The 14,620-nt window shown below is 72.8% G+C and carries 13 protein-coding genes and 1 riboswitch; of the genes, 8 read left to right on the top strand and 5 right to left on the bottom strand.

Annotation, left to right across the window (positions count from 1 at the left end):
- Nucleotides 1-4: 4 nt before the first annotated feature.
- From rsmA to M8C13_RS15410, 6 genes are all read left to right on the top strand, one after another.
- The gene (rsmA, locus tag M8C13_RS15435; RefSeq protein WP_252481269.1) at nt 5-895 is read left to right on the top strand and encodes a 16S rRNA (adenine(1518)-N(6)/adenine(1519)-N(6))-dimethyltransferase RsmA; all 891 of its coding nucleotides are present in this window, start codon (nt 5-7) and stop codon (nt 893-895) included.
- A 144-nt stretch (nt 896-1,039) separates the two neighbouring features.
- Nucleotides 1,040-1,130: riboswitch (SAM riboswitch) on the top strand.
- Between the two features lie 207 nt (nt 1,131-1,337).
- Nucleotides 1,338-2,360: a methionine ABC transporter ATP-binding protein gene (locus M8C13_RS15430; RefSeq protein ID WP_252481268.1), complete on the top strand. Its 1,023-nt coding sequence runs from the start codon at nt 1,338-1,340 to the stop codon at nt 2,358-2,360.
- Nucleotides 2,357-3,040, top strand: a complete 684-nt coding sequence (locus tag M8C13_RS15425) for a methionine ABC transporter permease (protein WP_252481267.1) — start codon at nt 2,357-2,359, stop codon at nt 3,038-3,040. The genes M8C13_RS15430 and M8C13_RS15425 overlap by 4 nt, the downstream gene beginning before the upstream one ends.
- 14 nt (nt 3,041-3,054) lie before the next feature.
- Complete coding sequence (locus tag M8C13_RS15420) at nt 3,055-3,867, top strand: MetQ/NlpA family ABC transporter substrate-binding protein (protein ID WP_252481266.1); 813 nt, start codon at nt 3,055-3,057, stop codon at nt 3,865-3,867.
- Nucleotides 3,868-3,947: 80 nt separating this feature from the next.
- Nucleotides 3,948-4,913, top strand: coding sequence for a 4-(cytidine 5'-diphospho)-2-C-methyl-D-erythritol kinase (locus M8C13_RS15415; protein WP_252481265.1), 966 nt, complete (start codon nt 3,948-3,950; stop codon nt 4,911-4,913).
- Between the two features lie 47 nt (nt 4,914-4,960).
- Nucleotides 4,961-6,754: an ABC-F family ATP-binding cassette domain-containing protein gene (locus M8C13_RS15410; protein WP_252481264.1), complete on the top strand. Its 1,794-nt coding sequence runs from the start codon at nt 4,961-4,963 to the stop codon at nt 6,752-6,754.
- Between the two features lie 12 nt (nt 6,755-6,766).
- Here M8C13_RS15410 and M8C13_RS15405 read toward each other — a convergent pair whose 3' ends face one another.
- Nucleotides 6,767-7,162 (bottom strand): RidA family protein, encoded by a 396-nt coding sequence (locus M8C13_RS15405; protein ID WP_252481263.1) that lies wholly within the window; start codon nt 7,160-7,162, stop codon nt 6,767-6,769.
- A 34-nt stretch (nt 7,163-7,196) separates the two neighbouring features.
- Entirely contained in the window at nt 7,197-8,198 is a 1,002-nt protein-coding gene (locus tag M8C13_RS15400; RefSeq protein ID WP_374213081.1) for an NADP-dependent oxidoreductase, read from the bottom strand.
- 71 nt (nt 8,199-8,269) lie between these two features.
- On the opposite strand from M8C13_RS15400, the gene M8C13_RS15395 reads away from it, so the two are divergent.
- The gene (locus M8C13_RS15395; RefSeq protein WP_252481261.1) at nt 8,270-11,173 is read left to right on the top strand and encodes a BTAD domain-containing putative transcriptional regulator; all 2,904 of its coding nucleotides are present in this window, start codon (nt 8,270-8,272) and stop codon (nt 11,171-11,173) included.
- Here M8C13_RS15395 and M8C13_RS15390 read toward each other — a convergent pair.
- Nucleotides 11,139-11,555, bottom strand: a complete 417-nt coding sequence (locus tag M8C13_RS15390; RefSeq protein WP_252481260.1) for a hypothetical protein — start codon at nt 11,553-11,555, stop codon at nt 11,139-11,141. The genes M8C13_RS15395 and M8C13_RS15390 overlap by 35 nt on opposite strands.
- Nucleotides 11,556-11,588: 33 nt before the next feature.
- On the opposite strand from M8C13_RS15390, the gene M8C13_RS15385 reads away from it, so the two are divergent.
- A complete protein-coding gene (locus M8C13_RS15385) occupies nt 11,589-13,172 on the top strand; it encodes a fatty acyl-AMP ligase (protein WP_252481259.1) in 1,584 nt (527 codons plus the stop codon).
- A gap of 4 nt (nt 13,173-13,176) precedes the next feature.
- On the opposite strand, the gene pth is transcribed toward M8C13_RS15385, so the two are convergent.
- Nucleotides 13,177-13,755 carry an aminoacyl-tRNA hydrolase gene (pth, locus tag M8C13_RS15380; protein ID WP_252481258.1) on the bottom strand — a complete coding sequence of 193 codons (579 nt, stop codon included), beginning with the start codon at nt 13,753-13,755 and terminating at the stop codon, nt 13,177-13,179.
- A gap of 82 nt (nt 13,756-13,837) precedes the next feature.
- A complete protein-coding gene (locus M8C13_RS15375) occupies nt 13,838-14,446 on the bottom strand; it encodes a 50S ribosomal protein L25/general stress protein Ctc (RefSeq protein WP_252481257.1) in 609 nt (202 codons plus the stop codon).
- Between the last annotated feature and the right edge of the window lie 174 nt (nt 14,447-14,620).

Here is a 14,620-nt window from a genome sequence, read left to right as displayed (position 1 = left end):
CCGGGTGACTGAAACTCCGGCACCGGCCGGGCCGCAGGGCGTCTCGCTCCTCGGCCCGGCCGATGTGCGTCGGCTGGCGGCCGAGCTCGACGTGCGTCCCACCAAGAAGCTGGGGCAGAACTTCGTGCACGACCCCAACACGGTGCGCCGCATCGTGTGGGAGGCCGGGCTCTCCGCCGAGGACGTGGTGCTGGAGGTCGGCCCCGGCCTCGGCTCGCTGACCCTGGCCCTGCTGCCCGCCTGCGCCGGCGTGGTCGCGGTGGAGATCGACCCGGTGCTGGCCGGACTGCTGCCGACCACCGCCGCCGAGCGCGCGCCGGAGCTGGCGGCGAACCTGCGGGTGATCTTGGCTGACGCGATGCGGGTGCGCGCCGCCGACCTGGGCGAGCCCGCGCCGACCGCGCTGGTGGCCAACCTGCCCTACAACGTGGCCGTGCCGGTGGTGCTGCACCTGCTGGCCGAACTGCCCTCGCTGCGACGGGGTCTGGTCATGGTGCAGGCCGAGGTGGCCGACCGGCTGGCCGCAGGCCCCGGCAGCCGGATCTACGGCGTGCCCAGCGTCAAGGCCGCCTGGTACGCCGCGATGCGCCGGGCCTCCGCGGTGCCGCGCGCGGTGTTCTGGCCGGTGCCCAACGTGGACTCCGCGCTGGTCGCCTTCACCCGCCGCGCCGAGCCGGAGGGCGCGGACAAGGCCGCGGTGTTCGCGGTGATCGAGGCCGCCTTTTCCCAGCGCCGCAAGGGCCTGCGCGCCGCACTGGCCTCCTGGGCCGGTTCGGCCGAGCGGGCGGGCCGGGTGCTGGCCGCGGCCGGGATCGAGCCGACCACCCGGGGCGAGCAGCTGGACATCGCCGCCTACGTGAAAATCGCCAAGGCCGAGGCCGAGCTCGGGGAATAACCACGCCCCGTGACCCGTTGAACCCGAGGGGTGCGTTCGCCGACGCTCGCTTGTCCGTTACAGCTGTGATCTGGCGAACGAACCACGGCCGAACGGGCGGACGCACTTGCTTTTCCTCTGTTGGCTCAGTTGTACTGTTCGAGTAATCCATCCCGAGCGGCCGAGAGACCTGGATCTGTGACGCCGCAGCAACCACCCAGCAATGGGCAGGTGCTACCGCCAGGAGCGATGGAGCAGACATGAAGCTCATGCGCGTGCTGACGCGTCGACGGGTAGTCGATCACGGTCGTCGTACGGTCTCCGGTTGTCGGTCCTGACCGGACTTCCGCCGCTCTGACGGCGTTCTCCTCCACCACACGCTCTACCCGCTTACGTCCGGAGCACCGGACACACAGGTGTGCGCGGGCCGCCGAGCGCGGCACCGCCTTGCCATGGAGACATCGTGATCACAGTTGAGAACCTGACCAAGGCCTACCGGGGCCGCAGTGGCACGACCGTCGCGCTCGACGGCGTCTCGCTCCAGGTCCCCGCTGGAACGGTGTGCGGCGTCGTCGGGGAGAGCGGCGCGGGCAAGTCCACGCTGGCCCGCTGCATCGCCCTGCTGGAGCAGCCCGACTCGGGCGGCATCCTGGTCGACGGCACCGACCTGGTGACCCTGCGCGGCTCCGCGCTGCGCGCCGCCCGCCGCCAGATCGGCGTGGTGCCGCAGAACGACTCGCTGCTGCGCCAGCGCACCGCGGCGGGCAACATCGCGCTGCCGCTGGAAGCCGCGGGCGCGCCGGTGGAGTCCAGGCGCAAGCGGGTGGTCGAGCTGCTGGACCTGGTCGGCCTGGCCGACAAGGCGGGCAGCTACCCCGACCAGCTCTCCGGCGGGCAGCGGCAGCGGGTGGCCATCGCCCGCGCGCTGGCCGCCAACCCCTCGGTGCTGCTGGCCGACGAGCCCACCTCCGCGCTGGACCCGGACACCACCGCCTCGGTGCTCACCGTGCTGGACCGGGCCCGCGCCGAGCTGGGCGTGACCGTGCTGGTGGTCACCCACGACATGGGCGTGGTCCGCCGGATCTGCGATGACGTCGCGGTGCTGGACCGCGGCCAGGTGGTCGAGCACGGCAAGGTGCTCGACCTGGTCACCCAGGCCGGTTCGCGCACCTCGGGCGCGCTGCTGCCGGGCGTGGAGGACATCGTGCGCGCCGGGGACACCGACGCCCGCTTCGACCGGGTGGCCGATGTGGTGCTGGTCGGCTTCGCCGCCGTCGGCGCCCTGCTGCCCGAGGCGGCCAGCCGCTTCGAGGTGGACCTGAACCTGCTGGGCGGCGGCATGACCCGCCTGGCCGACACCCCCGTGGCCCGGTTCCGGGTCGCGTTGACCGGAGCCAACGCCGACGCCGCCTTCGACTGGATCGCCGACCGTGGCGCCGTCGTCCGCCGCCGGCCGACTGTGCTCGCTGGAGGAGCAGCCGCGTGAAAGAAGCAACACCCTGGGCGGAAGTGTTCGACAAGCTCGCCCAGGCGGGGGCCGAGACCGGCCTGATGGTCGGACTCGGCACCCTGTTCGCGGTGCTCGGCGGTCTCCCGCTCGGCGTCCTGCTGCACGCCAGCGCGCCGGGCGGGCTGCGGCCGCAGCCCCTGGTCTACCGGGCGCTGGGCTTCGTGGTCGACCTGACCCGCTCGCTGCCGTTCATCATCCTGCTGGTCGCGCTGATCCCGGTGACCAGGGCGCTGGCCGGCAGCTACATCGGCAGCGGCCCCGCGGTCGTGCCGCTGGCCATCGGCGCGATCCCGTTCCTGGCCAGGCTGGTGCAGTCCGCGCTGCGGGAGGTGCCTGCCGGCGTGGTGGAAGCCGCGCTGACCACCGGGGCGAGCAAGCCGAAGATCGTCCGCAGCGTGCTGGTCAAGGAGGCCGGTCCCTCGCTGATCGCGGCGGTCGGGGTCACCGCGGTGGCGCTGATCGGCTACTCCGCCATGGCCGGCGCGGTCGGCGGCGGCGGCCTGGGCAACCTGGCCATCACCTACGGCTACCAGCGCTTCGACTCCCGTCTTTTGTACAGCTCGGTGATCGTGCTGGCCGCGCTCACCTTCCTGGTGCAGATTCTCTTTGATCTTGTTTCGCGCACGGTCGACCGTCGCCGCCAGATCACCGTCTAGAAAGGACAGCTCCAATGCGGGTTCCCGCCCTCATCGCGACCGTCGTCACCGCCGCCCTCGTCCTCACCGGCTGCGGTGCCGGCGGGGACAACGCCGCCAACCAGGACTCCGCGCTGCGGGTCGCGGTCAGCCCGGTGCCGCACGCCAAGATCCTCAACTGGGTCAAGGACAACCTGGCCGCGAGCAAGAACCTCAAGATCGAGGTGGTGGAGTTCCAGGACTACGTGCTGCCCAACACCTCGCTGGTGGACAAGCAGCTGGAGGCCAACTACTTCCAGCACGTGCCCTACCTGACCGAGTTCCTCAAGGAGCGCGGCGGGGACCTGAAGTTCGTCGCGCCGGTGCACATCGAGCCGCTCGCGGTGTTCTCCAAGAAGGTCAAGAACATCGCCGACCTGCCGAACAACGCGAAGGTGGCGCTGTCCCAGGACGCGGCCAACCAGACCCGCGCGCTGCGGCTGTTGCAGGCCAACAACGTGCTCAAGCTCAAGCCGGGCAGCGAGCAGGGCGCCGCGCTCAAGGACGTCGCGGAGAACCCGAAGAACATCAAGTTCGTCGAGCTGGAGCCCGCGCAGCTGGCTCGCAGCCTGGATGACACCGACGCCTCGATCGTCAACGGCAACTACGCCATCGACGCCGGGCTGGACCCGATCAAGGGCTCGCTGGCGGTGGAGAAGGCCGAGCAGAACCCGTACGCGAACGGGCTGGTCACCCGGCCCGAGCTGGCCGAGGACAAGCGGATCAAGGCGCTGGCCGAGCTGCTCACCTCGCAGCAGACCAGGGACTACATCCAGAAGGAGTTCGGCGGCGCGGTCATCCCGGCCTGACGTTCCGGGCAACCGGCAGAAAGTGGTCCACGGAGCAGGAGCCGGGCGTGTTTTCCGGGTCGAGCACGTACGCTGACAGGGTGCTGGCAGTCGTTCCGCCCCCGGTCATCGTCCGTGCCCCGGCCAAGGTCAATGTGCACCTTGCCGTCGGTGATGTGCGCAAGGACGGCTACCACGACCTCATGACCGTCTTCCAGGCCTTGTCCCTGAACGACGAGGTCACGGTCTCGGTCGCCGAGGAGCCGGGGATCGAGGTGGTCGGCGACAGCGCGGACATGGTGCCCGCCGACTTCTCCAACCTGGCCTGGAAGGCCGTGACGGCGCTGGCCGAGTACGTGGGCCGGGACCCGAAGGACCCCAGGGTCAGGGTGCACATCCGCAAGGGCATCCCGGTGGCCGGCGGCATGGCCGGGGGCAGTGCGGACGCCGCGGCCACCCTGGTCGGCCTGGCCTCGCTGTGGAAGCTGGAGATCGGCAAGGACGAGCTGGCCGACGTGGCCGCCGCGCTCGGCGCGGACGTGCCGTTCTGCCTGCACGGCGGCACCGCGCTCGGCTCCGGCCGGGGCGACCGGCTGGTCCCGGTGCTGGCCCGGCACCAGTTCCACTGGGTGCTCGCGCTGGACCACGAGGGCCTGTCCACGCCCTCGGTCTTCCACGAGCTGGACCGGCTGCGCGCCGAGGGCGAGCCGCCCAGGGTCGGCGCGGTCGAACCCGTGGTGGAGGCGCTGGCCACCGGCGACCCCCGGCAGCTGGCCCTGCTGCTGGGCAACGACCTGCAGGCCGCCGCGGTCTCGCTGCGCCCGTCCCTGCGCCGCACGCTGCGCGCGGGCGTGGACGCGGGCGCGCTGGCCGGGATCGTCTCCGGCTCCGGCCCGACCTGCGCGTTCCTCTGCCAGGACGCCGAGTCGGCGGTCCGGGTCGCCGCGGAGCTGGCCGGGGTCGGCGTGTGCCGTACCGTGCGAGTGGCACAGGGGCCGGTGCACGGCGCCAGGGTGATGAGCGGCGAGGAGTCCCCTCGCCCCGCTCCGCCCGAGGTGCACGCGTAGTTCCTGCTGCGCGGACGGCAACTCATAGTGGAGAACGCGAACTTCTGATGGTCAACCTGGTCAACCTGGAGTCCGTGTCCAAGTCCTACGGCGTGCGGCCGTTGCTGGACGCGGTGTCCCTCGGCGTGTCCCAAGGCGACCGCATCGGCGTGGTCGGGCTCAACGGCGGCGGCAAGACCACCCTGCTGGAGGTGCTCGCCGGGGTCGAACCGCCCGACGAGGGCCGGGTCAGCCGGAGCCGGGACCTGCGGATGGCCGTGGTCACCCAGCGCAGCGAGCTGCCCGAGGGCGCCACCGTGCGCTCCCTGGTGCTGGACCCGCTGGGCTTCGCCGCCGAGCACGAGTGGGCGGCCGACCCCAAGGCGCGCAACGTGCTCGACGGGCTCGGCGTGACCGCGCTCGGCCTGGACAGCCCGCTGGCCGAGATGTCCGGTGGCGAGCGCCGCCGGGTCGCGCTGGCCGCCGCGCTGGTCCAGGAGCTGGACCTGGTGGTGCTGGACGAGCCGACCAACCACCTGGACGTCGAAGGCGTGCGCTGGCTGGCCGAGCACCTGCTCACCCGGCGCGGCGCGCTGGTGGTGGTCACCCACGACCGGTGGTTCCTGGACACCGTGTGCACCAAGACCTGGGAGGTCGTCCAGGGCAAGGTGGAGCAGTACGAGGGCGGCTACGCGGACTGGATCTTCGCCCGCGCCGAGCGCGCCAGGGTGGCCGACACCCTGGAGGAGAAGCGGCGGAACCTGGCCCGCAAGGAGCTGGCCTGGCTGCGCCGCGGCGCGCCGGCCCGCACCTCCAAGCCCCGGTACCGGATCGAGGCCGCGGAGACCCTGATCGCCGACGTGCCCCCGCCGAGGGACACCGTGGAGCTGGTCAGCTTCGCCAAGCGCCGCCTCGGCAAGACCGTGCTGGAGGTCGAGAACGTCGACCTGACCATCCCGGACCGCCCGCTGCTCACCGACGTCACCTGGCGGATCGGGCCGGGCGACCGGATCGGCCTGGTCGGGGTGAACGGCTCCGGCAAGACCACCCTGCTCAAGCTGCTCGCCGGTGAACGCGAACCCGAGGCGGGCAAACGGATCCAGGGCCAGACCGTCCGGCTGGCGCACCTGTCCCAGGAGCTGGCCGACCTGCCGCCGACCCTGCGCGTGCTGGAGGCGGTGGAGGAGATCGCCCGGCGGGTGGTGCTGGGCAAACGCGAGATGTCCGCCTCCCAGCTGGCCGAGCTCTTCGGCTTCCCGGCGCAGCGCCAGTGGACCCCGGTCGGCGACCTCTCCGGCGGCGAGCGCCGCAGGCTCCAGCTGTGCCGCCTGCTGATGGCCGAGCCGAACGTGCTGCTGCTGGACGAGCCCACCAACGACCTGGACATCGACACCCTCCAGCAGCTGGAGGACCTGCTCGACTCCTGGCCGGGCACCCTGGTGGTGGTCAGCCACGACCGCTACCTGGTGGAACGCGTCTGCGACCAGGTGGTGGCCCTCTTCGGTGACGGCAAGATCACCCACCTGATCGGCGGCATCGAGGAGTACCTGCGCCGCCGCGAGGAAAGCGGCCAGTCCGGCCTGATCGCCCGCGCCACCCTGCCCCAGGAACCCGCCGCGCCCACCCCGGCCGCCACCGGCCCCAGCGCCGCGGATCAGCGCGCCGCCCGCAAGGAGCTCGCCCGCCTGGAACGCCAGCTGGAGAAGCTGACCAAGCGGGAGACCGAGCTGCACGCGGCACTGGCCGAGGCGGCCACCGACCCGGCCCGGCTGCTCAAGCTGGACGCGGAGCTGCGCGCGGTGCTGGCGGAGAAGGCGGACGTGGAGGAGCAGTGGCTGCTGGCGGCCGACACCGCCGAGTAGCCACCGCCCGTCTCATGGCCGGGCGGCCACCGCGTCGACCTCGAACAGCATCCCGGGCAGCGCCAGCGAGGCCACTCCGGTCAGGGTCTGCACCGGTGGCTGGTCGCCCCAGATCGCGCTGATCGCCTTGCCCAGGACCTCCAGCTTGCCGAGGTCGTGGTTGACGATGTGGGTGCGGAGCTGGACCACGTGGGTCAGCTCCAGCCCGGCGGCGGCCAGCGCGGTGCGCAGGTTGGCGAAGGCGAGGTCCACCTGGGCGGCGAAGTCCGGCGTGCTGACCTGGCCGGTGGCGTCGCTGGCGTACTGGCCCGCGATGAAGACGAGTTCGCCGGAGGTCACGGCGACGTGGCTGTAGCCGAAGGGCAGCGGGTCGTGCAGGCCCTCGGGGTTGATGATCCGGTGCGACATGACCAGTGCAACGCCGAGGACCGCCCGGATGATCTCAGCCGAGCCGGACCAGCATCTTCCCGGTGTTCTCCCCGCGCAGCACGCCCAGGAACGCCGCCGGGGTGTTCTCCAGACCCTCGACCACGGTCTCCGCCGTGTGCAGCGAGCCGTCCGCCAGCCACCCGGCCGCCTGTTCGATCCACTCCGGGAACAGGTGGAAGTGGCTGGTCACCAGCATGCCGCGCAGGGTGGCCTCGCGGCTGGCCGCGGTGAACAGGTTGTCCGGGCCGGGCACCGGGCGGTTGTAGCCGCTGATCATGCCGACCATGGCGATCCGGCCGTGCTGGCGGATCGCGCCGATGGCCGCCTGCAGGTGGTCGCCGCCGACGTTGTCGAGGTAGACGTCGATGCCGTCCGGGGCGGCCGCGGCGAGCTGGCCGGGCAGGTCGCCCGCGCGGTAGTCGAGCGCGGCGTCAAAACCGAAGTCCCGCACCAGCTTCGCCGTCTTGGCCGGGCCACCGGCTGAGCCGATCACCTTGGCCGCGCCCAGCTTGCGGGCGAGCTGGCCGGCCAGGCTGCCCACCGCGCCCGCGGCCGCGGACACCCACACCACGTCGCCCTCGCGGACCGGGGCGACCTCCTTGACCGCGGCGTAGGCGGACAGGCCGGTGGTGCCCAGTGCGCCCAGCCAGGCCTGCGGCGGGGCCAGCGCCGGGTCGATGAGGCTGACCGTCGGGTCGGCCGCGTCCAGCAGCGAGTGCTCGCGCCAGCCCGCGAAGTGGACCACGGTCGCGCCGACCGGGAACTCCGGCGCCCCGCTGGCCACCACCTCGCCGATGCCGTGGCCCTCCAGCGGGCCGCCCACCGGGAACGCCTCGATGTAGCTCTCGCCCGCGTTCATCCGGCCGCGCATGTACGGGTCGACCGACAGCCAGGTGTTGCGTACCAGCAGCTGGCCGGGGCCGGGATCGGGCAGTTCGACCTCGGCCAGTGCGAAGTGTTCGAGGCCGGGTTCGCCGGTGGGGCGGGCGGTGAGGTGGAACTCGCGGGAGTTGATCGTCATGGTGGTCACTGTCGCGGGTGGCGCGCACGGTCCGCTGGTGGTTTTCGCACGGCTAGCGTGAGCGCATGCGTTTCGCCGTGCTGGGACAACTGCTGGTCCGGACGCCGGCCGGTGATCCGGTGCGGGTGCCGGAGGCGAAGGTCCGTGCCCTGCTGGCCGCCCTGCTGGCCCACGACGGCGGTCCGGTGCCCGCGGACCGGCTGGTTGACGACATCTGGGGCGAGCGGCCGCCGAACAACTCGCAGAACACCTTGCAGACCAAGGTCTCCCAGCTGCGCCGGGTGCTCGGCAGGGACGCGGTCACCCACGGTCCGGCCGGCTACCGGCTCCAGGCGGCGGAGGTGGACGCCGACCGCTTCACCGCGCTCACCCGGCAGGCCGCCGCGAGCACTGACCCCGGTGTCAGGGCCACGCTGCTGGCCGAGGCGCTGGAGCTGTGGCGCGGACCGGCCTACGCCGAGTTCGCCGACGCGGAGTTCGCCCGCGCCGCCCGCGCCCGGCTGGAGGAGCTCCGGCTGACCGCGCTGGAGGAGCTGGCCGAGGCCCGGCTGGCCCTCGGCGAACACGACCGGCTCGCCGACGAGCTGAGCGCCCAGGTCCGCGCGCACCCGCTGCGCGAACGGCTGCGGGCCGCGCACCTGCGCGCGCTCTACCGCGCCGGTCGTCAGCACGAGGCGCTGGCCGGGTACGCCGAACTGCGCCACCGCCTCGCCGAGGACCTGGGGGCCGACCCCGGTCCCGAACTGGCCGCGCTGCACCAGGCCATGCTCAGCCAAGATCCAGCGTTGATCCCCCCGTCCCGCAACGGCAACCTGCCCGCGCCGCTCACCGGCCTGATCGGCCGTGACGAGACCGTGCGCGCGGTGCGGGAACTGCTCGGCGGCACCCGGCTGCTCACCCTCACCGGGCCCGGCGGGGTCGGCAAGACCAGCCTGGCGCTGGCCGTGGCCCGCGAGCTGACCGCGCCGGACGGGGTCTGGCTGGTCGAGCTGGCCGGGCACACCGGCTCGATCGCGGCCACCGTCGCCGGGGTGCTGGGCATCAGGGCGGAGACCGGCGACCCGGCGCACCGGCTGGCCGAGGCGCTGCGCGGCCGGAACCTGGTGCTGCTGCTGGACAACTGCGAGCACCTGATCGAGCAGGCGGCCGAGCTGACCGCCGCGTTGCTGCGCGCCGCGCCGGGCCTGCGAGTGCTGGCCACCAGCCGGGAACCGTTGCGGCTGCCGGGGGAGACCCGGCACGAGGTCGAGCCGCTGGCCCTGGCCGACGCGGTCAGCCTGTTCACCGCCAGGGTGACCGCCACCGGTGGTGTGCTGGACGATCCGGCCGCGGTCACCGCGGTCTGCACCCGGCTGGACGGCCTGCCGCTGGCGCTGGAACTGGCCGCGACCCGGGTGCGCGCGCTCGGCGTCCGGCTGCTCGCCGAGCGCCTTGACGACCGGTTCCGCCTGCTGGCCAACGGATCCAGGGCCGCACCGGCCCGCCAGCGCACGCTCTGGGCGGTGATCGACTGGAGCTGGGAGCTGCTCACCGAACCGGAACGCGTGGTGCTGCGCCGCCTGTCCGTGCACGCCGACGGCGCCGACCTGGCCGCGGCCGAGGCGGTCTGCGCCGAGCCCGGCCTGGACCTGCTGGACGCGCTGTCCGGCCTGGTGGACCGCTCGCTGCTGCTCGCCCTGCCCGGCCCGCGCTACCGGCTGCTGGAGTCCATCGCCGCCTACGCCCGCACCCGCCTGGCCGACTCCGGCGAACAACCCGAGATCCAGCGCCGGTTCCTGGCCCACTACACCGCGCTCGCCGAACAGGCCGACCTGCGCGGCCCGGCCCAGCGCGACTGGCTGCGCAGGCTGGACACCGAGTCCGCCAACCTGCGCGCCGCCCTGGAACTGGCCGACCCGCCGACCGCCGAGCGGCTGAGCGCGGCACTGGCCTGGCACTGGTTCCTGCGCGGCCAGTGCCACCAGGCGCAAGCGGCCACCATCGGCACCTGGCGGGCCGGTTTCGCTTTGCTGATCGGCACAACCAGCCCTAAAGAGTCCACAGTGGACAGTCCGCTGGCCACCTGGTTCCTGGCCTGGGCGCACCTGCACCTCGGCCAGACCGACTCGGCCCGGCGACTGCTTGCCGACACCCCCGGCGACCCGTGGCTGACCGCGGCCACCCTGGTGGCCCAGGCCAAGCTGGCCCTCTTCGACGGCGACCTGGCCACCACCGAGACGGCCGGGCGGCGCGGCCTGGCGCTGTTCACCGAGCTCGGCGACGACTGGGGCCGGGTGCAGGCGATGGACGTGCTGGCCTACGCCGCCGAGATCAACGGTGACTACCCGGCGGCCGCCGAACTGCACGCCACCGGCCTGCGCCTGGCCGAGGACCTGCGGCTGTGGACCGTGGTGTCCTACCGGCACTCCGGTCTCGGCCGGATCGCGCTGCTCACCGGCGAGCACGCCCGCGCCGCCGAGTCGCACCAGCGCGCGCTGGAGCTGGCGGTCGCGCAGGCCAACCCGTTCGCCGAGGCCTTCGCCAGGGTCGGCCTCGGTCTCGGCGCCCGCCGCCAGGGCGACCTGGACACCGCGGCCGAGCTGCTCGGCGCGGCACTGGCCTGGCACCGCGGCCTGGCCCAGCCCTACTACGGCACCCCGCTGCTGCTGGCCGAGCTGGGCTTCATCGCCGAATGCCGGGGCGACACCGAATCGGCCCGCGCGCTGCACCGGGAAGGACTCGCCCTGGCCGAGGACATCGGCGAGCCGCGCGGGATCGCACTGGCCCTGGAAGGACTGGCCGGCGCGGCCGAGGACCCGGCGGAGGGGGCCAGGCTGCTCGGCGAGGCCACCGCGTTGCGTGCCGCCGCGCCGCTGCCGCCTGCCGAGCGCCAGGACGTGGACCGGATCGAGCGGCGGCTGCGGGCGGCGCTGGGCGCCCGGTTCGAGGCCGAGCTCAGCGCCGGTGGTACTCGCCGATCGCCGCGCTGAAGTGGTCCGGGTCCTCCGGGCAGGTCCAGCGCGCGGTCTCCCCGGCCACCGGCGTCACCGCGTGCTCGTGGCCGGGGCAGCGCGGCGCGTCGAAGCCGCGGTGCTCGCGGACCAGCTGCTGGAGCTCCTCGGCCGCCCTGGCGGCGAACTCCGCGTCCGACTCGGCAGCGCCCGGACCGTCCCGCCCGACCACCGACTCCCAGCGCTCCGGGTAGAAGGTGACCTCGTAGAGCGCCAGGTCAGGGTGGTCGGCCATCATCTCCGCGTAGACCTTGAGGTTCGGCGTGCCGTCCGGGTCGAACTCGCTCAGGTCGGCGATCACTTTCTTGGCCGTGCCGACGACCAGTTCGGCCGTATCGGCGGAAGATCGGTTCAACGCCACCGGAGGACCCTAACTCGCGCTACTTTCGATGCTGTGAGCCGGTTCGTTGAGACGATGGTGGCCACCGCGGCGGCGGAGACCCAGCGCGGGATCACCACGGGAGCCCCGCAGGAGCCGATCCGCCGCACCTGGGCCGAGGTCCACCAGCAAGCCCGCAGGATCGCCGGGGCGCTGCTGGCCGCCGGGGTCGCGCCACGGGACGCGGTGGGCGTGCTGGCCGCCGATCCCGGGCTGATCGCCCAGACGGTGCAGGGCATCTGGCTGAGCGGGGCCAGCGTGACCATGCTGCACCAGCCGACCCCGCGCACCGACCTGGTGGCCTGGGCCGCGGACACGGTGCGCACCCTCGGCATGATCAGCGCCCGCACGGTGGTGCTGGACGAGACCTTCGCCGCGCTGGCCGAGCCCCTGCGGGACAACGGCATCCGGGTGCTGCCGGTGGTCGAGCTGGCCCTCGGCGCGCCCGCCGAGCCGGTGCTGGTGGGCGAGGAGGACGCGGCGCTGCTCCAGCTCACCAGCGGCTCCACCGCCGAGCCCAAGGCGGTGGTGATCAGCCACGCCAACCTGATCGCCAACATCCGGGCCATGCACACCGCGGCCCAGCTGGCGCCGGAGACCGACGTGATGGTGTCCTGGCTGCCGCTGTTCCACGACATGGGCATGGTCGGCTTCCTCACCGTGCCGATGACCGTGGGCATGGAGCTGGTCAAGATCACCCCGGTGGACTTCCTGCGCTCGCCGCTGGTCTGGCCCGAGCTGATCACCACCTACCGTGGCACCATCACCGCCGCGCCCAACTTCGGCTACGCGGTCTTCGCCCGTCAACTGTCCAAAGTGGACGATCAGGACCGGTTCGACCTGTCCCGGCTGCGGATCGCGCTCAGCGGGGCCGAACCCATCGACCCCGGCGTGATGCACGAGTTCACCAAGCAGGGCGGCCGTTTCGGCATGCGCCCGGAGTGCGTGCTGTGCGCCTACGGCATGGCCGAGGCCACCCTCGCGGTGTCCTTCGCGCCGCTGGAGACCGGCGTGGCCGTGGACGAGGTGCGCGGCTTCCCGCTGCTCGGCCCGCCGCTGCCCGGCCTGGAGGTGCGCGCGGTGGGCGAGGACGGCCGGGTGCTGCCCGAGCACGAGATCGGCGAGCTCCAGGTCCGCGGCGACGCGGTGACCGCGGGCTACCTGACCGTGGACGGCCCGCTGGCCACCCAGGACGCCGAGGGCTGGCTGGCCACCGGCGACGAGGGCTACCTGGCAGGCGGCCAGGTGGTGGTCTGCGGCCGGCGCAAGGACGTGATCATCCTGGGCGGCCGCAACATCTACCCCACCGACGTGGAACGGGCCGCCTGCGCCGTCAAGGACGTGCGCGCGGGCAACGCGGTCGCGGTGCGCTGGGCGGGCAACGGGCGGGAACGGCTGGCCGTGGTGGTCGAGTCGCGCAAGGCGGGCGAGGCCGAGGTCGAGCGGCGGATCCGCAAGGACGTGGCCGCCGAGGTCGTGCACGCCCTGGGCGTGCGGCCGAACGCGGTGGTGGTGCTGCCGCCGGGAGAGCTGCCCAAGACGCCCTCGGGCAAGCTGCGCCGCAGCGAGGTCCGGGAGCGACTGGCGGAGTGGCTGTAACCCGCTACAGCGCGTGGAAGCGGTTCTGCGCGGCTTCCAGGCCCTCGGCGGCCAGTGACTCGACCGCGTCCGCGCACTGGTCGATCAGGAAGGCCAGCTCCTTGCGCTCCACGCTGGAGAAGTCCTTCAGCACGAAGTCGGCCGGGTCCTGGCGGCCGGGCGGACGACCGATGCCGAAGCGGGCCCGCAGGTAGTCCTTGGTGGCCAGCGACTTGGAGATGGACCGGAGCCCGTTGTGGCCGTTCTCGCCACCGCCGAGCTTGAGCCGGATGGTGCCGAAGGGCAGGTCCAGCTCGTCGTGCACGACCACGATCCGGGCCGGGTCGACCTTGTAGAAGCGCGCGGTGCCCGCGACCGCGCCGCCGGAGAGGTTCATGTAGGAGCGTGGCTTGGCCAGCACCACCCTGGCGCCGCCCAGCCTGCCCTCCAGGACGGCCGCGCCGCCCTTGTGCGCCTTGAACTTGCCGCCTGCCCGGCCGGCCAGCTCGTCCAGCACCAGGAAGCCGATGTTGTGCCGGTTGCCCTCGTACTGCGGGCCGGGGTTGCCCAGACCCACCACCAGCAACAGGTCGTCCTCGCTCACCGGTGTCCCTCCTCAGATGCCAACGGCGCGCCGCCCCGGGTGGGGCAGCGCGCCGTCCAGCATGATGCCCGACGTCGAGGGCTCAGCTCTCGGTGGTTTCGGCGGCGGCGGCCGTTTCCTCGGCGCCACCCTCCATCTGCTCGGCGGTCGGCGCGGCGACCACGTTGACCACGAGGGCCTCCGGGTCGATGCCCAGGGTGACGCCCTCGGGCAGGGGCACGTCCGAGGCGTGGATCTGGGTGCCCGGCTGGACGCCCGCGATCGAGACCTCGACCTGCTCGGGGATGTTCAGCGCGTCGGCCTCGACCAGGAGCTGGGAGATCTCCTGGGTGACCAGGGCACCGGGCACGGCGTCGCCGGTGACGACCAGCAGCACCTCGACGGTGACCTTCTCGCCCCGCTTGACCAGCAGCAGGTCGACGTGCTCGATGTAGTTCTTCAGCGGGTGGGTGGTGACGGTCTTGGTGAGCGCCAGTTCGTTGGCGGCACCGCCCAGGTCCAGGGTCAGCACCGCGTTGGTGCCGTGCTCACGCACGACGCGGGCGAACTCCAGGGCCGGAAGGGCTACGTGCTTCGGGTCGGAACCGTGGCCGTAAAGCACCGCGGGAATTTTTCCAGCGCGGCGGGTACGGCGAGCGGCGCCCTTGCCGAACTCGGTGCGCGGCTCTGCTGCGAGACGGACCTCGGACACGGCGATGCTCTCCTTGCATGACGTCGGGCAGAATAAATCTCAGTCGTGTGTGGTGACCTGCGGCGGCGTACCCAGCGCGGCAAAGAAATGACAACGCGCGGCGATTGAACGCCGCCGCGTCGATCACGGAGCCGCGAGAAGAACACCCTCGCCGAGGCAACCCAACCAGTGTAT

Source organism: Crossiella sp. SN42, from assembly GCF_023897065.1.
GTDB lineage: Bacteria > Actinomycetota > Actinomycetes > Mycobacteriales > Pseudonocardiaceae > Crossiella.
The sequence above is the reverse complement of the archived record's forward strand: the minus strand, read 5'-3'. Positions and strand labels throughout refer to the sequence as shown.

Coding starts and splice junctions, on each gene's coding strand:
- M8C13_RS15420 (WP_252481266.1), top strand. CDS start 3,055: ATGCGGGTTCCCGCCCTCATCGCGACCGTCGTCACCGCCGCCCTCGTC.
- M8C13_RS15405 (WP_252481263.1), bottom strand. CDS start 7,162: ATGTCGCACCGGATCATCAACCCCGAGGGCCTGCACGACCCGCTGCCC.
- M8C13_RS15410 (WP_252481264.1), top strand. CDS start 4,961: ATGGTCAACCTGGTCAACCTGGAGTCCGTGTCCAAGTCCTACGGCGTG.
- M8C13_RS15395 (WP_252481261.1), top strand. CDS start 8,270: ATGCGTTTCGCCGTGCTGGGACAACTGCTGGTCCGGACGCCGGCCGGT.